The sequence below is a fragment of the Thalassospira sp. MCCC 1A02491 genome (assembly GCF_001613785.1).
In the GTDB taxonomy this organism is placed as follows: domain Bacteria; phylum Pseudomonadota; class Alphaproteobacteria; order Rhodospirillales; family Thalassospiraceae; genus Thalassospira; species Thalassospira povalilytica.
The window spans coordinates 77,375-97,747 of record NZ_LPVX01000002.1 but is presented as its reverse complement, the minus strand read 5'-3'; the positions used below and the strand labels follow the sequence as shown (position 1 = coordinate 97,747).

Genomic DNA, 20,373 nt, shown 5'->3' with positions numbered 1-20,373 from the left:
AACAGATTAACGTCATCTGGTTGCGGGAAGATTAACCGAGTCGCACCGATTGCACCGTTTGTTGTTTTTTTCTGACACAGGCAGGATATTCACGCCCGAAGCGCATCCGAAAGTGCGACCAACCGTGGTTCACGGTCCGGGCGGGCAAAGAAATAGCCCTGCATCAACCGCCCGCCAAGCGCCATGACCGCATCGCGCTGACTTTCGGTTTCAATACCTTCAAGCACGCAATCGATATCAAGATTGGCACACATATCGACAACGGTTTTAACGATACGGCGGCTGCGTTCGTTATTGGCAAGCGGCGTGATGAAGCTGCGATCGACCTTCAACGCGTCAAATTCCAGTTCATGCACATAGCGCAAACTGGAATAGCCGATCCCGAAATCATCCAGGGCGACACGTGCCCCATGCTGGCGCAAATAGCGGATGCTGGTGCGTGCCGCGGCGAAATCGCGCAGGAATGCGGTTTCGGTAACTTCAAAGGTCAGCCGTGCGGGATCGATATTCTTGTGCGTAATCTGTTCGATCAGCCATTCAACCGTATCGGACAAAACAATATCGCGGGCTGACAGATTGAATGACACCTGCACACTCCCCGGCCAACCCGCCATATCTTCAAGCAGCTTTTCAAACAACACACGGGTCAGGAAACTGACCTGGCCGGTCTTTTCGGCGACCGGGAAAAATGTTGCGGGCGAAACCCGGCCCATTGTTTCGCTGTCCCAGCGTGCCAGGGCCTCAATCGAATTGACCCGGCCGGTCTTGATGTTGAAGACCGGCTGATAATGAAGCGACAATTCCCGCGAAAGATCAGCCTTGCGCAGGGCCTGCTCGATCTGGGAATCATGACGGATCAATGTTTCATGGTGGGCTGCAAACAGCACCGGTTCGCCCGGGCAGTTTTTCTTGGCGTGATAAAGTGCAAAATCCGCACGTTCGAACAATCCGTTCGAATTGCGCGCCACACTTGGATATGTCGCAAAACCAAGGGATGCGGATACCTGAACCGTGATGTTGCTTGGAACAAATGGACGGTTCAGCGCCTTGCACAGCTCGCATCCGAGTTCGATCAGTTCGATGGCATCGCGGCCTTTGGTCAGAATGACGCCAAATTCATCACCGCCAAGGCGCGCCAGCAATGTTTCATCCCCAAGAATACGGCGCAACCGCATCCCGGCCTGAATAAGCAACTCATCACCGATCGGATGACCATGCACGTCATTGACCGGCTTGAAACCGTCCAGATCAATCATCGCAACGGCGAACTGGTCATTGGGACCGGCCTGCGCGACCGTTTGTTCGAGCATGGCAAAGAAGGCGCGGCGATTGGACAGGCCGGTCAATGCGTCAATCAGCGCAAGCGCCTCATTCTGGCGTGACAGCTCGATCGTTGTCTGGTGCTGATCTTCAAGATCAAGCTGGGTATCGATCAAACCGGCAAAGTTGGAATAAAAACTTCGGATGATCTGAATGATCATCACCGACACCAGCGCCATATTCACCGCAATCGCGACATAGACTTCATTGCCGCTCAGCCCGAAAAACATGACAAAGGTGCCAAGAACGATCACCACCACCAGCATCGCGGCAGGCGGGAAATTGACCAGACAAAAGATGCAGCCAACAACGGTGATCGAAATGAAATAGGCAACATGCCCCTTCTGATACGGGTCGCCATAGCCAAACATCGTGATCGCCCATGCCGTGAAAAGCACGGCGATCGCCGCCGCCAGAACCCGTATTTTGCGCAGATGCCCGATACAGACCGCAATGTCACTGACATCAAGCCCCGCCCGGCTCCATGAAATGGCGCGCAAAATGCACACCACCGCAAGAATGCCGATGGCATAAATCGTCAGCCAGTCGGGTGCGACCCCGTAATGGGTGTAGGCCAGCGCAACCGCATTGGCCAGCAGCAACATGTAAAGCACCGGTATCTGCCGCGACAGGGCCCTTACCTGTGCACGGATCAGTTCCGGTTTCTCTGTATGTATTCTGAAGATATCGGCAACACGTTGCCCAAACTCGCCGACTGCCACGGATCAGGAACCTAATACTTTCATTGTCGTAGCAAAATACTACACAGAATTTATATTAGATAACATACCTTGATCGCCAAACTCGCCAAAAGCGCGTATTTATTCCTCAAGTCACCACTTTAAGCGGTTTTGGCTGTACCACAAAAACTGCGCACCGACAGGCTCGCTAGGCGCCTTTTCCGGACGGCTTGACCGTTGCCTTGTTTGACGGATTGCGCTTTGCAGTCTTGCGCACTCTTTTGCCCCTGGCATCCTTGATCGCCCGGGCACGATGGGCCGCGCCAAGTGCCATATGGGCAAACGCCATCAGTTGATCGCCATCCTCGATCCATTCACCGGGCACTTCGAAATAGGACAGTGTCTGCGCACGTCCTGATGGCACAACAAACGGCGTCATGCCCATGTCATCATATGCCTTGCGGGTTTGTTCATCCCCCTTGAGATAGGCAACATCATCGGCAACGATGGCAAAAAACACCCCGTCGCAATAAAGGCCAAACCCGCGAAACATCCGTTTGATCCGGATCGCGCCCAAAGGCGCAAGGATTTCTGCAAATGTCAGAACAAATTCGTTATCGACCGATGCCATTAAGGATTTCGCCTTCAACACCTTCGGAAATCAGGTAATCGCGCAAAGAACGCCCCGGAACCGGGCGGTATTTGGCGGTTGAAATTTCCATGCCCCGGATACGGTCGGCCCGAAAGACGCGGAATGCTTCGCGCAATTCGCACCAGCACGCCAAAAGCCAGGTACTGCCAAAGAACAGCATTCCCAACGGCCAGACACGACGTTTGGTCTCGTCGCCCTTGGCATCGGTGTAATCAATATCAATCAGGTTGCGTTCCCGAATGGCCCGCCTCAGATCCGGCATCGAAATCGAAATCGGTTCCTGTGCAATTTCGGCAACGGCAATCGGCACCCCGCCAATCAGACCGCGCATTTTTTCCGGCAGGACAGCTTCGATCTTGGTCAGGGCATCCCCCGCCGCGCGGGCCATCTGCGGATCGGTCCAGCTTTGCACCATGCGGGCTGCAACCACCAGGGCCTCGATCTCGTCGGCATCAAACATCAATGGCGGCAAATCATACCCGTCACGCAGGATATAGCCGACACCGGCCTCGCCTTCGACCGGGACACCGGACGCGGCAAGGTCGCGAATATCGCGGTAAATCGTACGTTCGGAAACTTCGAGTTCCTCGGCCAAATCACATGCCCGGCACAATTTCCGGCGGCGCAAGATTTGAACAAGGCGAAATAATCGGTCGGCCCTTCTCATGATCGCTCCTTCGTCATCCTGCCCTGAAAATTATCATACCGCTCCTGACAGGCTCCTGTCAGGAGGGATGTGCAACCATTGAGAAATCGGGACAGGATCAAACGCCAATGTCAGGAGCATGACAATGAAAGTCACCAACTCATACCCCATCATCATCACCGACAAATTCACCCAAAGCCGTGCCTTTTACAAAAAGCTTGGCTTTACCCCCGTGTTTGATGGCGACTGGTATTGCCAGCTTGTCTGGTCGGATTTTCCGTCCGTTCAGCTTGGCCTGATGAAACCGGGCCACGAAACCCAGCCGGCCATATTCCATGCAGCCACCCTTGGCGAAGGCAGTGTGATGTGTCTTGAAGTCGAAGATGCGGGAACTGCCGCCAGCGAGTTGCGCGATGCCGGTTTCGAATTCGCCATGGATGTCCGTGACGAACCGTGGGGGCAACGTCATTTTGCCTTGCTTGATCCCAATGGCGTGCGCCTTGATATCGCAAGCCAGACCGGGCAAATCGCACCGGAATATGCCCATCACTTCCTTGATGATACCCAGGCCATTCTGGCCTGATCCCCCTTGCGCCAAACCGCACGACTTGAACGCCCCAATCAAACCGAACCGGCCCGCCAATCAATGGCGGGCCGGTATCATCAGATCAGTTTTCGGGCAAAATCCGATATCGCACCGGCCGCCTCGATAATGTTCTGGCTTTGCGTCCGGCCGGAACTTTTGCGCGGCTTGAAATCATGTTCGCCGTCTTCAACCCAATGCAGCGCGATCGTCTTTGACAAATCATATCCGGCGATCTCGTCGGGTTTGCCAAACGGATCGCGCGTTCCGTGACAAATCAATGCAGGCGTTCCAAGGCTGGCCAAATGCTCGGTCCGAAGGTTTTCGGGTTTGCCCGGCGGATGGAACGGATATCCAAGACATACAAGCCCCGCCACCCCAAGATCATCTGCCACCATGCTGGCCATGCGACCACCCATTGATTTACCACCAAGTATCAGATTTTCCGGCCCGCCAAGCTGTCGCACAACCTCGCCTAAAAACGGCAAAAGAACTGCGGCGCGATCGGGCCCGCGCTTTTTGCCATCCAACCGGCGCTTGGCCATATAGGGAAACTCGAACCGTGCCACCCGCAAACCGCCAGCAGCCAGTGCCCCCGCCATTTCATTCATGAACGGACTGTCCATCGGCGCCCCGGCACCATGTGCAAGCGTGATGGTCAAACCGGCCTTCTCATCCCCGTCAAACAGAAACGGGATCTCATACGTCGTCATCAGACAATCTCCAGACAGTCAATTGCAGACCAGATCAAGAACCACAGGGCTGCGATGTGTAACGCTACGTGCAGCTAATTACAGTTGCAGAGATTACCTCTTTTGCAAAAGCTCGATTCCCGAATGATTATAAGGTTATAATTGCCTGCCCCACCCGGTCGGCAAGCCCCTTGTGCCGATATCTGTCAGATCGCGCCACCCGCGATATGCCGATCCTTTTGTTTGCAAAGGCAATCATCGTGTCATCAGAACCGCAACAAACACCCGAAATACCATCAAAAGAACGTCTTGGCCGATTGCCCAAGCCGGTCCAGTGGATGGTGATGGTTTCGGTATCGCTGGTGTTTTCGGTGCTGCTTCATCGCTGGCATGTGCCTGCGGCGCTTTTGGTCGGGCCGATGATTATCGGTATTGTCATGGGAACCAATGGTGCCACCATCACACCGCCGAAATCCCTTTATCTCGGGGCGCAATCCGTGCTCGGCGTGATGATTGGCGGATCAATGACAATCGGCATCCTGACATCCTTTGTCCAGGACTGGCCGCTGATCATCGGGGTCACAACCATAACGCTTCTGGCCAGCAGCTTTCTGGGCTGGATCCTGTGCGTCAAACAGGTTCTGCCGGGAACGGCGGGAATCTGGGGATCGTCACCGGGGGCGGCATCCGCAATGGTCATCATGGCCGAGGCCTTTGGCGCGGATGCCCGTCTTGTTGCCTTCATGCAATATGTCCGGGTGGTGATCGTGGTTGCCGTGGCATCCAGTGTTGCCAATTTCTGGGTTGATCCCGAAGTCGCCGCCGCCGCGGCATTGGCCCATCAATGGTTCCCGCCGCTTGATGTGCCGGGCTTTGCCATCACGCTTGGGCTGGCAGCTATCTGTTGCCTTGTCGGGGAAAAATCGCGCCTGCCGTCGGGCACGCTTTTGATACCGATCATTGTCACCATGATCCTGCATGTCAGTGGCTATATTGATGTCGTGTTGCCCGAATGGTTTCTGGGCCTGACCTATGCGATGATCGGCTGGGTGATCGGGCTTAAATTCACCCCGCCGGTCTTGCGCCACGCCGCCCATGCCTTTCCCAAGGTCTTGTTGTCGATCATCATGCTGATCGGCTTTTGTGCGGGGATTTCCGGTCTTTTGGTGATCTTCATGGATGTTGATCCGCTGACCGCCTATCTGGCGACAAGTCCGGGCGGACTTGACTCGGTCGCCATCATTGCTGCCAGCACCAATGTCGATCTGTCATTCATTCTGGTGTTGCAGGCCACCCGGTTTTTCATGGTCCTTGCCTTTGGTGCGCCGATTGCCCGGTTGGTTGCACGGCGCACCGCCCATCTGACCGGCCCCGAAAACGAAAAGGCCTGATGGATCACATCTGTGCGCGCAGAGATCAGGTCACATCGTAAGTATCTTGCCGATAAAGCCTTCGACCCGGGTGCGAAGTTCGCTTCCCTGGGTTTCAAGATTTGCAGCCGCATCGCTGAGTTCACCGGCAACCGCATCGGCATGGGCGATGGCATTGGTGATTTCTTCGACACTGTCCCCGACTGACCGTGCTTCGGAAACCGCACTGGTTGCCCCCGATGCCACGGAAATACAGATTTCGGCCTGTTCTTCTGTTTGTGCGGCGGTGGTTTCGGAGCGCGCCTGCAAGGTATCCATCGCCAGGGCGATCTGATCGATGTCATTACCGGCTTTGGCAATGGTTTCAAGCATCAGCTCCATCCAGCGCGAAATCTCGTCTGTTGCACTGGCAGATTGCCCGGCAAGGGCCTTGACCTCCTTGGCGACAATCGCAAATCCCTTGCCTGCTTCCCCGACGCGCGCAGCTTCGATCGATGCATTAAGCCCCAGCATCTTGGTCTGTGCGGCAATCGCAGAAATCGATGACAGCATCTTTTCCGCATCGGCGGCGCGGGCCTGAAGGGTTGCAAATGTTTCGCGCATGTCACGGGCCTGACACCCGATTTCGTGGGTGGTGCGCACGGTTTCGGCCGCCTCGCCGCCAACATGTACCAGTTGACTTTTCAGAGTTTCCATCTGCTGGGCAACATTTTCGATCCGCTGAAGCGCACTTTGTGCCGCCTGCGCAATCCCCTGATTGCAATTGCGCGTCTGATCATGGCTGTCTCCCAGAACGTCAAGCGCGCTGCGCACCTGACTGACCGCCGCACCAAGCATCCCGACCGTACCCTGAACCTGGTTTTCAAAATCCGATGCCAGCTGTTCGCGCGATTTCAAAACCTGTTCACGTTCCAGAATGCGGGCAACCTGCCCACCTACAAATCCCAGAAGTTCCAGTAATTCATCGTCAAGCCGGGCAATGTCGGGGCTGAAAAATTCGATCACGCCTTCTGTACGGCCTGCCAGCTTGACCGGCAGGGCAAAGCATCCCCGAAGCCCGTTTCGCGCCGCAGACGGCGCACGCAGGAAACCGTCCTTTTGCGTGACGTCCTCGATACAAACCGCCGTGCCATTGGCCGCGACACTGCCGATCAATCCCTGCCCCAGGGCAAAAACAGTCTGTTCGGACTGGGCCCGGAAATCGGCAATCTTTGCACCGGAAATTGATGAACTGATTGACCAGATGCCCGCTGATGACAATTCATCACCCGATCGCAAATACGCATGCCCGATCGGCCATGCACAATAATCACAAACCGCGGTCAGGATATCGCCAATCGCCTCATTGCGTGCGCTGGCCTCGTCTGCGACCGTGCTGACCTTGCGCAGCAAACGCAAAATATCAACCAGTGCAGAACCATCAGGCGCGCGACGGAATTGCGGATCGTTTTCGGGGGAAACAGAACGGATGAAACCGGCAAGCATCTTGAAACTCCGAGGCTGAAACAGTTCGGTCCCCACACGGAAACCAAACAGGTCATGCAAGCCTCGTTGCCTGCCAATCATCGAAATGTCCGGGCGCCATTGCCCGGTCACAAGGGAATATTAGCGTACTATTGCACACGCGAAAAGAACATTTCGCGTGTGCAATACAATCAATCATTTAGGCCGGGCTAAAGGTGCTTTGCCACGCCATCTGGTGTATGAAACAACCGATCAGGGCTTGGCGGACCTAAACCCTGACCTTGCGAAAGACACCCGATGCGATCATCACACCAAGGATCACCAGCACCACGGCAAGTGCCAGTGCAAGGTTGCCCTGCTCACCCAGCAGGATCACACCGCCAAGTGCTGTCAGGGCCGGCGTCATCGCCCCGAATGCCGACGCACCGGTCGATCCGATATGACGCACGGCAAGGCCATAGGTAATCACCGCAACACAACCGGCCAAAAGCCCCTGGGCAGTCAACAGCATCATGACATCGCCAACCGGCGCATTGGCAAGCGTGGTGCCGGTAAAGACCGCAATGATGGCCATGATCACAAAGGACCAGAAACCGACAAAGGCCGCGGCCTCTAGCGCGCCAAGGCCACTTTGGCGCATGGCATGGGTATAGCACGCCCACATGAACGCCCCGGCAGAAACAAGGCCATAGCCCAGCAACATGTCACTGCTGACCTCACCGGCCGGTTTAAGCGCCACAAGCGACAAGACCCCGACAATCACCGCACCATACCCGGTCAAACGTAGCTTGCCCGGTCGTTCGCCAAACATCACAACAGCAATCAGAACCGCCCACACCGCCATCACACCAGGCAACAAAATGCCCACATGGCTGGCCGGAACGAATTGCAGCGCACTGGCAACCATCAGCGTGTAAAATGCCCCGGACCCGACCAGCATCAAAAGACCATTGGCAATCGAAAGCCCCTTGGGCCAGATGCCTTTTTTCAGCCAGATCGGCGCAAGCAGAACAAACGGCACCACAAAGCGCAAAAGACCAATATCCACAGCTGTAAAGCTTGATGTCATGGCATAACGGGTCGCAATAAGCCAACCGGCCCAGATACAGACCGTCGCCAAGGCAGATGTCACACCGACAAGTCGGCTTTCCGTCGCACTGGTGGCACGAAGCGCGGAAGTTTCAGACATAACAGGTTATCCGATAAAGTGTTGATTTTGCCCGAATCAGACCATGCCGCGCCCAATACGGCAACCCCTTTGACCGGAGGTCAGCTATGCGCGGCAAAATCCATGAAAAAACGGCGCAAGGTTGCCCCTGCGCCGTTTTTGATTTTCCCGATGACCGGATCGAAATCAGATGCCGAATTCGGCAAAGAAATCATTGCCCTTGTCATCAATAACGATGAAGGCCGGGAAGTCTTCGACTTCGATCTTCCAGACGGCTTCCATGCCAAGTTCCGGATATTCGTGAACTTCGACCTTCTTGATGCAATCCTGTGCCAGACGCGCAGCCGGGCCACCGATCGAACCAAGATAGAAACCGCCATATTTTGCACAGGCATCCTTGACGGCCTTCGAACGGTTGCCCTTTGCCAGCATCACGAACGAACCGCCAGCGGCCTGGAACTGTTCGACATAGGCATCCATACGACCCGCCGTGGTCGGGCCGAACGAACCCGAAGGCATGCCTTCCGGGGTTTTTGCCGGACCTGCATAATAAACCGGATGGTTTTTGAGGTATTCGGGCATCTCTTCACCGGCATCAAGGCGTTCCTTGATTTTGGCGTGCGCGATGTCACGGGCCACAATCACGGTCCCGGTCAGCGACAGGCGCGTTTTGACCGAATATTGCGAAAGCTGCTTGCGGATTTCATCCATCGGACGGTTCAGGTCAACCTTGACCACTTCGTCATCAAGATGCTCGTCCGTCACCTGCGGAAGGTACTTCGCCGGATCATGTTCGAGATCCTCGATAAAGATACCGTCTTTGGTGATCTTGCCGAGAATCTGACGGTCGGCAGAGCACGAAACACCCAGACCAACCGGGCAGCTTGCACCGTGGCGCGGCAGACGGATCACACGCACATCGTGGCAGAAATACTTGCCGCCAAACTGTGCGCCGATGCCCATTTCGCGGGTCATCTCAAGAACCTTCTGTTCCCATTCAAGGTCACGATAGGCCTGACCATGCTCGCCACCTTCGGTCGGAAGGTTGTCGTAATAACGCGCTGACGCCATTTTCACGGTCTTGAGGCAGGCTTCTGCCGACGTACCGCCAATGACGATGGCAAGATGATAAGGCGGGCACGCAGACGTCCCAAGGGTGCGGATTTTCTCGTCAAGGAATTTGCGCAGGCTTTCCGGGTTCAAAAGCGCCTTGGTCTGCTGGAACAGGAAGGTCTTGTTGGCAGACCCGCCGCCCTTTGCCATGAACATGAATTTATATTCATCGCCCTTGGTCGCATAAAGATCGATCTGTGCCGGAAGGTTCGACCCGGTGTTCTTTTCTTCGAACATGTTGATCGGGGAAACCTGTGAAAAGCGCAGGTTATGTTTCTGATAGGCCTGCCAGATACCCTTGGACAGCGCTTCTTCATCCGAGCCATCGGTGATGACCTTGCCACCCCGTTTGCCCATGACGATTGCCGTTCCGGTATCCTGACACATCGGCAAAACCCCGCCCGAGGCAATGGATGCGTTTTTCAGAAGATCCATCGCAACGAACTTGTCATTCGGCGTGGCTTCTTCGTCATCAAGGATTTTGCGAAGCTGTTCAAGATGGCCCGGACGCAACAGGTGCGAACAATCAAAAAACGCCTGAAGGGTCAGTTTTTCAATCGCTTCGGGTTCGACCTTCAAATAGGTCTCGCCATTGACGTCAACGGTGGAAACACCCTCATCGCCGATCTTGCGGTACGGGGTCGTGTCCTTCCCCTGATCGAACATGGGTTTATAGACAAAATCACTCATGGAAGGCTCTCGTCTCTCTCAAAACAAGGTGGGATTGTTTTTTTCGATAATTGACGCGGAACATAGCGCCTCGACAAAGAAATTTCCACGTTCTTTGCCCTTATATGCGTTTTTTGCCCGCAAATACGCAGTTCTGCGGATAAGCAAAGCCTGTTATTGGGCGTCTATTGCCTGTAAACGATCATTCTGATAGCGCGCTGATTGATCCTGCCCTAGACATTACCCGTTCTAAAAGTGCATCAAGGTTGCGCACCCACAATCGGGTGCGTTTTTTGTTTCAGGTTTGCCCATGCTTTCCCAGATTTTGATTATCCTGCCGATTTTTGCACTGATCCTGACAGGATGGATCGCGCGCAAAGGCGGTGCCCTTGGTCCGACCGCCACGCGCGAAATCAACCGGCTTGTGGTCTATTTTGCCCTGCCCGCCCTGTTGTTTGACATCATGGCAAAGGCCGAACCCCATGAAATCTGGCAACCTGACTTCATTCTGGCTTTTGGTTTCGGCTGTGGCGTGGTTTTCATACTGACCATCATCATGCGGATTGCCAGCGGCCATCATCTGGTCGATGCGGTGATTGACGGCCTTACCACCAGTTACGCCAATGCCGGTTTCCTTGGCTTCCCGCTTGTTCTGGCCCTGATTGGTGAAAGCGGTCTGGCCGCAACCCTGATTGCCACCATCCTGACCGCCTGTGTGCTGTTTGCCATTGCCATCATCCTGATCGAATTTGGCCTGCAACAGGAAACCAGCCGTTTTGACATCATTCTCAAGACCCTCAAGGCACTGGTCAAAAACCCGCTTCTGATTGCGCCGACCCTTGGCACTCTGGTGATGCTGTCCCCGTGGGAAATTCCCGGGCCGATCGATGTTTATCTGAAACTTGTTGGCGGGGCGGCCGCCCCGTGCGCATTGATTGCACTTGGACTGTTTCTGGCTGATCGCACCGCCGATCAGAAGCACGAAAAATGGAGCACCACGGGGATTTTCGTGATCCTCAAGCTGGTTGCCCAACCGGCCCTGACCTGGGTAATGGCGGTGCCGGTTCTTGGCCTGCCGGGCCACATGGCCCATCTTGCGGTCCTGCTTGCAGCCCTTCCGACCGGGACCGGGCCCTTCATGCTGGCCGAATTTTATAACCGCGAAAATGTTCTGACCGGGCGCATGATCCTGATCACCACCATCCTGTCGGTTGGCACCCTGTCGGCCTATCTGGCGATTGCCTGACCGCAAATGAAACGGGTCCGACACATTGGTGTCAGACCCGCGATCGATGTTCCGGCCATGCGCCCGAAGGCAGGCTGGTTTTATTTCTTGCGGAACGCGTCCAGTGCGATGACCTCGCCGGTTTCGCCCGCATCGGGTTTGGATTTTTTGCGCGATGATTTTGACGGTTCGGCCACCAGCGTCGGTGCCGCTTCTTCGTCATCCATCAGATCGGCATCCAGATCATCATCTTCTTCAAAGTCGAAATCATCGTCATCCATTTCTTCTTCGACGCTAAAGGTCAGCATGAAGTTGGCAGACGGATCGACAAAGGCCAGCATCGCATCAAAAGGCACGACCACAGTGGTCGGCATGCCATCGAAGCTCATTCCAACCGAGAAATGGTCATCTTCGGACTTCAAATCCCAGAACCGGTGCTGCAACACCACCGTGATGTTGTCGGGATGCGCTTTGCGCTGACTTTCAGGCAGTGCAACACCGGGATGGTTGGTCTGAAAAGTGATATAGTAGTGATGCTCGCCGAAAAGGCCTTCTTCAGCCACGCGCGCAAGAATATCTTTCACCACGCCGCGCAGCGCCTGGTCGACCATAAGATCGTAACGGAATTCTTCCGGTTTCTGCATCAGTAATCCTGTATCTGGCGGGATACCGGTGCTTTCCGGCAAATCCCGTCATTGTCATATAGCATCTCTGCACGCCAATTGCATCTTGGAGTGCCTTATAATGACTCTATTCATAACGAAGCGGGGAATAAATACAAGAGTGGGGCGTTCTGTTGCTAGGTGCCCCGTCCCCCACCAGATTACCGCTCCCGGCAACCGGAATTTCGCTTTGGTGCTAGTACCGCTTAGGCGGCAACAGCAACCGGAGCATTGTTGTCGTTTGCATTTACAAACATTGGCCCGATGCGGTGGTACCATGCCGAGCGCCCACATTGACTTTTACTGCTCACGTCGATCCTATTTCGGCCCCACGAAGATTGTCTGAGTCGGACAACCGATAAATTTGGTGGAGCCGCCGGGTACCGCCCCCGGGTCCGTAAAGCCTATTCTGTCACGCAGTTTAGCGCCGTAGTCGGGTTGCCCCGACAGCCCCTATATAGGTCAAACCGGGTCCTTTTCACAAGGGGATTTGGGAAAACTTTTTTTTCATTCGAACGGAACATTCCGATATCCGGGCTATGCCGGATTGCCGATTTTGCCCACCATCAAACACGGCGGAACGTATCGGGATAATCGATCACCAGCCCGGCCTCATCGATTTCAAGCTCTGCCGAGAAATTGCGAAACAACCCCTCATAGCGATAGCGACGCCCCGGAATCATACAGCTGTAACGTTGCGCTGCACGCGACGGCAAAAAATCACCCTCGATCTGACTTGGAAGCGGCACATAGGCCGCCGAAATATCGAGCACCTCCCCCGCAGGCAGTTGCAATCGCCGGATCGGAAGCATGTTTGTTGCTGGCGTGATGCCGATATCCACATCAAAACAGCCCGTCAGAGCCGGCAAATCCCGATCAGCCAGACAGTCAAACCAGTTTCCCTTGCCGTCAGATGTGACATGCATATGCGCCCCGCCGACATAGCTTACCCGGACTTCGCGCGTTGCATATGACGCGTCGGTCACAACAAGGTACGATCCGCCATACTGGCCTTCACGCGTGCCAATCACCACACCCTCAAGCTTGATCCCGTCCGCGTCGGTTTGGCAGACACAATGTTCAAGCCCCTTTCCGTCCCAATCAACCCACTGAACTTCCGTTCGCATATGACCGACACTCCCTGCGTTAAACGCGCCAAAATTTCATGCGATCAAGTATAGCCACACGGGGTGAATTTGCGCGATCTCTCCTGACAGGAACCGTCAGCAGGGGCGTGTTTAAAACGCGATATCAAAGGGGACACTGCGTTGCTTGCCGATGACCGCCGACCTGACTATGCTGCCCCAAAGACGATTCCGAAAAACGCAGGACTGAGCATGCAGCAATATCTTGATCTGATGCGTCTGGTGCGCGACACCGGCACGCGCAAGGAAGACCGCACGGGTACAGGCACCGTATCGATTTTCGGCCATCAGATGCGGTTCGATCTGTCCGAAGGTTTCCCGCTGGTCACCACCAAGAAACTGCATCTGAAATCAATCATTCATGAATTGCTGTGGTTCCTTGATGGCGACACCAATGTCAAATATCTGCAAGACAACGGTGTGCGCATCTGGAACGAATGGGCCGATGAGAACGGCGATCTTGGCCCGGTCTATGGCGGCCAGTGGCGGTCATGGCGCGGGGCCAATGGGGAAACCATTGACCAGATCACCGGCCTGATCGATCAGATCAAAAACAATCCTGATTCCCGGCGCCTGATCGTTTCGGCCTGGAACGTGGCCGACGTGCCCAACATGGCGCTTCCGCCCTGCCATTGCCTGTTCCAGTTCTATGTCGCGGACGGCAAGCTTTCCTGTCAGCTGTATCAGCGCAGTGCCGATATCTTCCTTGGTGTGCCGTTCAACATCGCATCCTATGCGCTTTTGACCATGATGATTGCCCAGGTTTGTGATCTTGGTGTTGGCGATTTTGTCCATACCCTTGGCGATGCGCATCTTTATACCAACCACCTTGAACAGGTTGAATTGCAGCTGTCGCGCGATCCCCGCCCGCTGCCGACCATGAAAATCAATCCCGATGTCAAATCGATCTTTGATTTCAAGTTCGAGGATTTCGAACTGGTCGGTTATGACCCGCACCCGCATATTGCCGGCAAGGTTGCTGTCTGATGCCAGCAAACAACAATGAACGGATTGAACGGGTTGCGGTTGTTGCTGCGGCCGAAAATGGCGCCATCGGCAAGGATGGCTGGATGCCGTGGGAACTGCCCGAAGACCTTAAACGGTTCAAGGCCCTGACCCTTGGCAAACCCATGATCCTCGGCCGCGTCACGTTTGAAGCCATTGGGCGCCCGTTGCCCAAACGGACCAATATCGTCGTTACCCGTGATAAGGACTGGTCATTTGATCATGAAAATGTCCGCGTCTGCCATGACATCGAAACGGCGATCAGGCTTGCCGACGAAATTGCGCTGCGCGACGGGATCAATGAAGTCATCATTGCCGGTGGCGCCCAGATTTATCACCTCGCCCTACCTTTTACGACGCGCTTTGAGTTGACCGAAGTTCACGCAAAGATCGACGGCGACACATTCCTTGATCCGCTGGCAGAAGATGAATGGCGCGAAACCGCCCGTCAAAGGATCGACAATCCCGATGGTCCGGACTACAGTTTCGTGACCCTTGATCGGATATAGGCGCGATATGCGTGTGGCTGCACCCTGCCGTGATGCCACAGCGGTTGATTTTCCAGCCCAGCCGATCCATCTTTAAAACAGTTATAGAACACTCGTTCCAGTGTTCTCGTCACTACCCAAGGAAATGTCATGGCGCGCCCCCGCGGATTTGATGAAGAAAGCGTTCTTGATAACGCAATGAACATCTTCTGGAGCAAAGGCTTTGAATCGACCTCTGTTCAGGATCTGGTGGAAGAAACCGGCCTGAACCGGGCAAGCATGTATGCAAGCTTTGGCGACAAAAAGGCTCTTTTCCTGCGCGTGCTTGACCATTACAGCCAGAAAATCAGTTCCGAGCGTTTTGCCAATCTTCGCGAAATCGAAGACGGCCGCGAAGCGATTGAAAAGACTTTCCGCGACACCGCCAAAACCGGCTGCGCAGAAGGCAAACATAAAGGCTGTCTGATTGTGAATTCGGGGATGGAACTGGCCCCGCATGATCCCGAAACCGCTGCCATCGCCCATCAGGCCTTTCGCCGGGTCGAAGACATGTTTGCTGCCGCGCTTAGCCGTGGCATCAAACATGGCACGATTTCAAAGGACAAGAACATCCGCGCACTGGCGCGCTTTCTTGCCGGGTCGATCCAGGGCGTTCAGTTGATGTCGCGCCGCGGTGCGGATCGTGAAACGCTTGAAGATTACACCAACACCATTCTCGAAGCCCTGAACTGATCGGTTTGTGAACCCCGCAAACCGCTGTTTCCGATCACGGTTCAGTGATCGGTCTCGAAACATGTTGCATTATAGAATGATCGTTCCATAATAAGGTCAAACAACACATACACCAAGTCTTGAGGAACGAAATGTCTGCAATTACCCCGCTTCTGCCCCGTCAGCCTGTCCCATCTCTCAGCGTTCCGCTGGTCGGGGGCGGCATCTGGTCGCTGGCCGATCAGAAACCGGAAAACTTCACCATGGTCGTGTTTTATCGCGGCCTGCATTGCCCGATCTGCGGCAAATATCTCAAAGACCTTGATAACAAGCTCGCCGATTTTGCCAAGCGCGGTGTGAATGTTGTCGTCCTGTCCTCGGACGGCGAAGACCGTGCGACCGAGGCCAAGGCAAAATGGGGCCTTGAAAACCTTGATCTCGGCTATGGGCTTGATCTTGATAAGGCCCGCGAATGGGGTCTTTATATCTCGACCTCGAACGGCGTGACCTCAAGTGGCTATGAAGAACCGGCGATCTTTTCCGAACCCGGCCTGTTTCTGGTCCGCCCGGACGGCACCCTTTATTTCGGCACCGTCCAGACCATGCCGTTTGCCCGCCCGGCCTTTGACCAGATCCTTGGCGCGCTTGATTTCGTGATTGCCAAGGGCTACCCGGCACGCGGCGAAGTGGTTGATCACACCAATCCCTGATCCTGCCCAACATGCGAACAGGTCCCTTCCCCAACCTGTCGCGACGTAATCTGCAAAACAAAGCCCGGCAACTGAAATGCCGGGCTTTTTGTTCTTCGGTATCAGATCGGGGAATAATCAATCCTCGTCCGGGTCGTCACCCTCTTCACGGCGCCGACGCGGGCGCAACACGATCCAGGCTGCAACAATCGTCAATGCCGCCATGCCAAACCAGGTCAGCGCATAGGACATGTGATTGTTGGGGAAACTGATCCGGGTCAGTCCGCCGACCGGAAGCTTTGCCGGGTTTTCCGCCCCGTCGCCATCAATGAAATACGGGGCGACATCATTGGCATCAAGCCCGCGCTTTTCGGCCATGGCGCGCACATCGCGCGAATACCACCGATCATCCCCGGGCACATTGTCACGCATGAATGTCCCGACCGGCTCGTCAAGACGCAGAAGCCCCGTCACCGTGACCTCCCCGTCCACCATGCCATCGCTGCGGGTGGCGGGGTTGCGGCGGTCGGTCGGTACAAAGCCGCGATTGACCATGACAATCGTGCCATCGTCGCGTTCAAGCGGCGTCATCACCCAATAGCCCGCCCCGTAATCGGTCGCGGCATAGACATGGCTTTCCAGATCATTGCGATAGGTGCCGGTGACCGTCACCTTGCGATATTCATCGCGTTGGCGGCTGACATTGGCCCAGTCATCGCGGCGTGGGGCCGGCTGGGCATCGCCATGCACGCGTGCATCAACCCGCGCAATCAGATCAAGTTTCCAGGCCCGGCGTTCGATCTGCCAGTATCCAAGGGCGCAAAACCCGGAAAACAGAATGACCGCCAGTGCCAGAACCACAATCCGGGTGGTCATGGATGGTCCGCGCCGGGACGGTTGCGTTGCTGTGGTCGTTTTGGCGGTTCGGGAAATGCGGTTGTCCGTCATCTCGCTTTCTTTCCAAGGGCATCTGTGTCTGCGAACGAAAAAGGGCGCGATACCTGTAAAGTATCGCGCCCCCTTCAGATATCAAGCAACGGCCTAGCCAAAGCTCTTGATCATTTCATGATCCATCTGCGGCATCATGTTGGTATTGAGGTGATACATCACCCACAGCGAACCGGCGATGGCAATCGCCACGATCACGATGGTGAAGATCAGCGCCAGCATGTTCCAGCCACCTTCGGATTTGGTGTTCATATGCAGGAAGTAGATCATGTGAACCACGATCTGAACCACACCAAGACCCATGATCCAAAGTGCGGTCGCGACCTTGCTGTCAAGAACGCCATCCATCACCAGCCAGAACGGGATCGCTGTCAGGATAACCGACAGGATGAAACCGATCAGATAGCTTTTGAAAGTACCGTGAGAGGCACCATCGCCGTGATGGTCATCATGTGCGTGTGAATGTGCACTCATCCCAGAACTCCCAGCAGATAAACGACAGAGAAGACACCGATCCAGACCACGTCAAGGAAGTGCCAGAACATCGACAGGCACATCAGGCGACGCTTGTTTTCCGGGATCAGTCCGCGCTGGGACACCTGAACCATCAGGGTCACAAGCCAGATGATGCCGAACGTCACGTGCAGACCGTGGGTCGCAACCAGCGTATAGAACGCCGACAGGAAGCCACTGCGCATCGGGGTTGCCCCAATGCTCCACAGGTGATGGAACTCATAAAGTTCCAGCCCGACGAACGCGATCCCGAACAGACCGGTAATCGCCAGCCACAGCTGGGTCCCGGCAATCTTGCCTTTTTCCATCTGAAGCATGGCAAAGCCATAGGTGATCGACGAGAACAGCAGCATCGAGGTGTTGATCGCCACCAGTTCAAGATCGAACAGATCCGCCGGCGAAGGCCCGGCCGCATAGTTGCGGCCAAGCACGCCATGGGTTGCAAACAGGATCGCAAAGATGAGGCAATCGCTCATCAGATAGATCCAGAAGCCAAGCATCGTGCCGGTTTCCGGGTGATGCTCTTCTTTCAGGTAAAAGACCGGCGTTTCGGTCTGAGAGGCAGTATTATTCGCCATTGTCATTCCCTTACGCCTGCTGTTTTGCCAGAAGGGCGGTACGTTCGTCTTCGGTCTTCACAACTTCATCTGCCGGGATGTGATAATCACGGTCATAGTTGAAGGTATGCGCAATCGCACCAACCACCAGCACGATGAAGCTGACAGCAGCAAGCCACCAGATGTGCCAGACAAGAGCGAAACCAAGGACAAGCGAAATCGCAGCCAGGATAAAGCCAGCGCCGGTATTTTTCGGCATGTGGATATCGATGAAGCCCGATGTCGGACGTACAAAGCCACGCTTTTTCATATCCGCCCAGGCGTCCAGTTCATGAACAACCGGGGTAAAGGCGAAGTTGTAAGCCGGGGGCGGCGACGAAGTCGACCATTCCAGCGTACGACCACCCCACGGGTCACCGGTTTCGTCACGCAGCTTCTCGCGGTTGATAACGGCAACCACGATCGACATCAGGAACGAACCGATACCACCGGCGATCAGAACCGCACCAAAGGCCGCAATAACGAACCAGATCTGAAGCGACGGGTCGTCAAAGTGGCTCATGCGGCGGGTAACGCCCATCAGGCCAAGAACATAAAGCGGCATGAAGGCAAAGTAGAAGCCGATGGTCCACAGCCAGAACGACATCTTGCCCCAGAATTCATCGAGCTTGAAGCCGAATGCTTTCGGGAACCAGTAAACGATACCGGCAAACATCCCGAAGACCACACCACCGATAATCACGTTGTGGAAGTGGGCAATCAGGAACAGGCTGTTATGGAGCACGAAGTCAGCCGGCGGAACCGCCAGCATAACACCGGTCATGCCACCAATGACAAAGGTCAGCATGAAACCGATCGTCCACAGCATCGGCACATCAAAGCTGATGCGGCCCTTATACATGGTGAACAGCCAGTTAAAGACCTTTGCACCGGTCGGGATCGAGATGATCATGGTGGTGATGCCAAAGAAGGCGTTCACACTTGCACCCGAACCCATGGTGAAGAAGTGGTGCAGCCAGACGATATAGGACAGGATGGTAATAACCACCGTGGCATAAACCATCGAGCTGTAACCAAACAGGCGCTTGCGGCAGAAGGTCGAAACAACTTCGGAAAACACACCAAACGCCGGCAGGATCAGGATGTACACTTCCGGGTGACCCCAGATCCAGATCAGGTTGATGTACATCATGGCGTTACCGCCAAGATCGTTGGTGAAGAAGTTGGTGTCTGCATAACGGTCAAGACCAAGCAGAACCAGAACCGCGGTCAGAACCGGGAATGCTGCAACAATCAGGATGTTGGTGCAAAGCGAGGTCCAGGTAAAGACCGGCATCTTCATCATCGACATGCCTGGTGCACGCATTTTGACGATGGTCACAATCAGGTTCACACCCGAAAGCAACGTACCGACACCGGCAATCTGCAAGGCCCAGATATAGTAATCAACCCCCACACCCGGACTATAGACAATGTCCGAAAGCGGCGGATAGGCCAGCCAACCGGTTTTTGCGAACTCACCGACAAACAGCGACGCCATGATCAGCACGGCACCACAGGTGGTCATCCAGAAGCTGAAATTGTTCAGGAACGGGAATGCAACGTCGCGCGCGCCGATCTGCAGCGGCACAACGAAGTTCATCAGACCGGTCACCAGCGGCATCGCCACGAAGAAGATCATGATCACGCCATGCGCGGTAAAGATCTGGTCATAGTGGTCGGGCGGCAAATAACCGGCAACATCCCCAAACGCGATCGCCTGCTGGGCGCGCATCATCAGTGCATCGGCAAAGCCACGCAAAAGCATGACGATCGCCAGAATGATATACATGATGCCGATCTTTTTATGATCGATCGAGGTGATCCACTCGTTCCAGAGATATCCCCACAAACGGAAATAGGTAAGCGCGCCAACAACGACGAGCCCGCCCAGCACCACGGCAGCAAATGTCACGGCGACAATCGGCTCGTGGAACATCGGGATGGAGTCGATTGACAGCCGGCCAAATATAAAATGTAAAAGGTCCGGATTAGAGAACATCGGATTACTCTTCTTTCAAATGCAGCAAGGCA

General features: G+C 55.0%; 20 protein-coding genes and 1 other RNA gene. 7 read left to right on the top strand and 14 right to left on the bottom strand.

Annotation, left to right across the window (positions count from 1 at the left end):
* Positions 1 to 89: 89 nt before the first annotated feature.
* From AUQ42_RS01045 to AUQ42_RS01035, 3 genes are all read right to left on the bottom strand, one after another.
* Positions 90 to 2,042, bottom strand: coding sequence for a bifunctional diguanylate cyclase/phosphodiesterase (locus tag AUQ42_RS01045; protein ID WP_068517094.1), 1,953 nt, complete (start codon positions 2,040 to 2,042; stop codon positions 90 to 92).
* A gap of 166 nt (positions 2,043 to 2,208) precedes the next feature.
* A complete protein-coding gene (locus tag AUQ42_RS01040) occupies positions 2,209 to 2,631 on the bottom strand; it encodes a TfoX/Sxy family protein (RefSeq protein WP_082817655.1) in 423 nt (140 codons plus the stop codon).
* Positions 2,615 to 3,319 (bottom strand): YafY family protein, encoded by a 705-nt coding sequence (locus AUQ42_RS01035; protein ID WP_068517093.1) that lies wholly within the window; start codon positions 3,317 to 3,319, stop codon positions 2,615 to 2,617. The genes AUQ42_RS01040 and AUQ42_RS01035 overlap by 17 nt, the downstream gene beginning before the upstream one ends.
* 124 nt (positions 3,320 to 3,443) lie before the next feature.
* Here AUQ42_RS01035 and AUQ42_RS01030 point away from each other — a divergent pair, with 124 nt between their 5' ends.
* Positions 3,444 to 3,881 carry a VOC family protein gene (locus AUQ42_RS01030; RefSeq protein WP_068517092.1) on the top strand — a complete coding sequence of 146 codons (438 nt, stop codon included), beginning with the start codon at positions 3,444 to 3,446 and terminating at the stop codon, positions 3,879 to 3,881.
* Positions 3,882 to 3,961: 80 nt separating this feature from the next.
* On the opposite strand, the gene AUQ42_RS01025 is transcribed toward AUQ42_RS01030, so the two are convergent.
* A complete protein-coding gene (locus AUQ42_RS01025; protein WP_068517091.1) occupies positions 3,962 to 4,594 on the bottom strand; it encodes an alpha/beta family hydrolase in 633 nt (210 codons plus the stop codon).
* 239 nt (positions 4,595 to 4,833) lie between these two features.
* On the opposite strand from AUQ42_RS01025, the gene AUQ42_RS01020 reads away from it, so the two are divergent.
* Positions 4,834 to 5,964, top strand: coding sequence for an AbrB family transcriptional regulator (locus AUQ42_RS01020; protein ID WP_231856638.1), 1,131 nt, complete (start codon positions 4,834 to 4,836; stop codon positions 5,962 to 5,964).
* A gap of 30 nt (positions 5,965 to 5,994) precedes the next feature.
* Here AUQ42_RS01020 and AUQ42_RS01015 read toward each other — a convergent pair whose 3' ends face one another.
* The 3 genes from AUQ42_RS01015 to AUQ42_RS01005 form a co-directional block, all read right to left on the bottom strand.
* Positions 5,995 to 7,428: a methyl-accepting chemotaxis protein gene (locus tag AUQ42_RS01015; RefSeq protein WP_197460753.1), complete on the bottom strand. Its 1,434-nt coding sequence runs from the start codon at positions 7,426 to 7,428 to the stop codon at positions 5,995 to 5,997.
* Positions 7,429 to 7,675: 247 nt separating this feature from the next.
* Positions 7,676 to 8,596 (bottom strand): DMT family transporter, encoded by a 921-nt coding sequence (locus tag AUQ42_RS01010; RefSeq protein ID WP_068517089.1) that lies wholly within the window; start codon positions 8,594 to 8,596, stop codon positions 7,676 to 7,678.
* Positions 8,597 to 8,761: 165 nt separating this feature from the next.
* Positions 8,762 to 10,378, bottom strand: a complete 1,617-nt coding sequence (locus AUQ42_RS01005; RefSeq protein WP_068517088.1) for a fumarate hydratase — start codon at positions 10,376 to 10,378, stop codon at positions 8,762 to 8,764.
* Between the two features lie 289 nt (positions 10,379 to 10,667).
* Between AUQ42_RS01005 and AUQ42_RS01000 the strand changes: the two genes are divergently transcribed.
* Entirely contained in the window at positions 10,668 to 11,603 is a 936-nt protein-coding gene (locus AUQ42_RS01000) for an AEC family transporter (protein ID WP_068517087.1), read from the top strand.
* A gap of 80 nt (positions 11,604 to 11,683) precedes the next feature.
* Here the strand turns inward: AUQ42_RS01000 and AUQ42_RS00995 are convergent, their stop codons facing one another.
* The 3 genes from AUQ42_RS00995 to AUQ42_RS00985 form a co-directional block, all read right to left on the bottom strand.
* Positions 11,684 to 12,226 (bottom strand): SspB family protein, encoded by a 543-nt coding sequence (locus AUQ42_RS00995; protein ID WP_068517086.1) that lies wholly within the window; start codon positions 12,224 to 12,226, stop codon positions 11,684 to 11,686.
* A 138-nt stretch (positions 12,227 to 12,364) separates the two neighbouring features.
* Positions 12,365 to 12,731: a transfer-messenger RNA gene (ssrA, locus tag AUQ42_RS00990) on the bottom strand.
* A gap of 79 nt (positions 12,732 to 12,810) precedes the next feature.
* Positions 12,811 to 13,371, bottom strand: coding sequence for a putative glycolipid-binding domain-containing protein (locus tag AUQ42_RS00985; protein WP_068517085.1), 561 nt, complete (start codon positions 13,369 to 13,371; stop codon positions 12,811 to 12,813).
* 210 nt (positions 13,372 to 13,581) lie between these two features.
* Here AUQ42_RS00985 and AUQ42_RS00980 point away from each other — a divergent pair, with 210 nt between their 5' ends.
* From AUQ42_RS00980 to AUQ42_RS00965, 4 genes are all read left to right on the top strand, one after another.
* Positions 13,582 to 14,376: a thymidylate synthase gene (locus AUQ42_RS00980; RefSeq protein ID WP_068517170.1), complete on the top strand. Its 795-nt coding sequence runs from the start codon at positions 13,582 to 13,584 to the stop codon at positions 14,374 to 14,376.
* Positions 14,376 to 14,903, top strand: coding sequence for a dihydrofolate reductase (locus tag AUQ42_RS00975; protein ID WP_068517084.1), 528 nt, complete (start codon positions 14,376 to 14,378; stop codon positions 14,901 to 14,903). The genes AUQ42_RS00980 and AUQ42_RS00975 overlap by 1 nt, the downstream gene beginning before the upstream one ends.
* Before the next feature lie 129 nt (positions 14,904 to 15,032).
* Positions 15,033 to 15,614 carry a TetR/AcrR family transcriptional regulator gene (locus tag AUQ42_RS00970; protein ID WP_068517083.1) on the top strand — a complete coding sequence of 194 codons (582 nt, stop codon included), beginning with the start codon at positions 15,033 to 15,035 and terminating at the stop codon, positions 15,612 to 15,614.
* Positions 15,615 to 15,745: 131 nt separating this feature from the next.
* Entirely contained in the window at positions 15,746 to 16,303 is a 558-nt protein-coding gene (locus tag AUQ42_RS00965) for a peroxiredoxin-like family protein (RefSeq protein ID WP_068517082.1), read from the top strand.
* A gap of 117 nt (positions 16,304 to 16,420) precedes the next feature.
* Here AUQ42_RS00965 and AUQ42_RS00960 read toward each other — a convergent pair whose 3' ends face one another.
* From AUQ42_RS00960 to cyoB, 4 genes are all read right to left on the bottom strand, one after another.
* Entirely contained in the window at positions 16,421 to 17,230 is an 810-nt protein-coding gene (locus AUQ42_RS00960; RefSeq protein ID WP_231856637.1) for an SURF1 family protein, read from the bottom strand.
* 93 nt (positions 17,231 to 17,323) lie between these two features.
* A complete protein-coding gene (locus AUQ42_RS00955; protein ID WP_068517081.1) occupies positions 17,324 to 17,704 on the bottom strand; it encodes a cytochrome o ubiquinol oxidase subunit IV in 381 nt (126 codons plus the stop codon).
* Entirely contained in the window at positions 17,701 to 18,321 is a 621-nt protein-coding gene (gene cyoC, locus AUQ42_RS00950) for a cytochrome o ubiquinol oxidase subunit III (protein ID WP_068517080.1), read from the bottom strand. Before cyoC ends, AUQ42_RS00955 begins: the two co-directional genes overlap by 4 nt.
* Positions 18,322 to 18,331: 10 nt before the next feature.
* Positions 18,332 to 20,341 carry a cytochrome o ubiquinol oxidase subunit I gene (gene cyoB, locus AUQ42_RS00945; protein WP_068517079.1) on the bottom strand — a complete coding sequence of 670 codons (2,010 nt, stop codon included), beginning with the start codon at positions 20,339 to 20,341 and terminating at the stop codon, positions 18,332 to 18,334.
* Positions 20,342 to 20,373: the final 32 nt, after the last annotated feature.

Coding starts and splice junctions, on each gene's coding strand:
- AUQ42_RS01040 (WP_082817655.1), bottom strand. CDS start 2,631: ATGGCATCGGTCGATAACGAATTTGTTCTGACATTTGCAGAAATCCTT.
- AUQ42_RS01035 (WP_068517093.1), bottom strand. CDS start 3,319: ATGAGAAGGGCCGACCGATTATTTCGCCTTGTTCAAATCTTGCGCCGC.
- AUQ42_RS01030 (WP_068517092.1), top strand. CDS start 3,444: ATGAAAGTCACCAACTCATACCCCATCATCATCACCGACAAATTCACC.
- AUQ42_RS01025 (WP_068517091.1), bottom strand. CDS start 4,594: ATGACGACGTATGAGATCCCGTTTCTGTTTGACGGGGATGAGAAGGCC.
- AUQ42_RS01015 (WP_197460753.1), bottom strand. CDS start 7,428: ATGCTTGCCGGTTTCATCCGTTCTGTTTCCCCCGAAAACGATCCGCAA.
- AUQ42_RS01010 (WP_068517089.1), bottom strand. CDS start 8,596: ATGTCTGAAACTTCCGCGCTTCGTGCCACCAGTGCGACGGAAAGCCGA.
- AUQ42_RS01005 (WP_068517088.1), bottom strand. CDS start 10,378: ATGAGTGATTTTGTCTATAAACCCATGTTCGATCAGGGGAAGGACACG.
- AUQ42_RS01000 (WP_068517087.1), top strand. CDS start 10,668: ATGCTTTCCCAGATTTTGATTATCCTGCCGATTTTTGCACTGATCCTG.
- AUQ42_RS00995 (WP_068517086.1), bottom strand. CDS start 12,226: ATGCAGAAACCGGAAGAATTCCGTTACGATCTTATGGTCGACCAGGCG.
- AUQ42_RS00985 (WP_068517085.1), bottom strand. CDS start 13,371: ATGCGAACGGAAGTTCAGTGGGTTGATTGGGACGGAAAGGGGCTTGAA.
- AUQ42_RS00980 (WP_068517170.1), top strand. CDS start 13,582: ATGCAGCAATATCTTGATCTGATGCGTCTGGTGCGCGACACCGGCACG.
- AUQ42_RS00975 (WP_068517084.1), top strand. CDS start 14,376: ATGCCAGCAAACAACAATGAACGGATTGAACGGGTTGCGGTTGTTGCT.
- AUQ42_RS00970 (WP_068517083.1), top strand. CDS start 15,033: ATGGCGCGCCCCCGCGGATTTGATGAAGAAAGCGTTCTTGATAACGCA.
- AUQ42_RS00965 (WP_068517082.1), top strand. CDS start 15,746: ATGTCTGCAATTACCCCGCTTCTGCCCCGTCAGCCTGTCCCATCTCTC.
- AUQ42_RS00960 (WP_231856637.1), bottom strand. CDS start 17,230: ATGACGGACAACCGCATTTCCCGAACCGCCAAAACGACCACAGCAACG.
- AUQ42_RS00955 (WP_068517081.1), bottom strand. CDS start 17,704: ATGAGTGCACATTCACACGCACATGATGACCATCACGGCGATGGTGCC.
- cyoC (WP_068517080.1), bottom strand. CDS start 18,321: ATGGCGAATAATACTGCCTCTCAGACCGAAACGCCGGTCTTTTACCTG.
- cyoB (WP_068517079.1), bottom strand. CDS start 20,341: ATGTTCTCTAATCCGGACCTTTTACATTTTATATTTGGCCGGCTGTCA.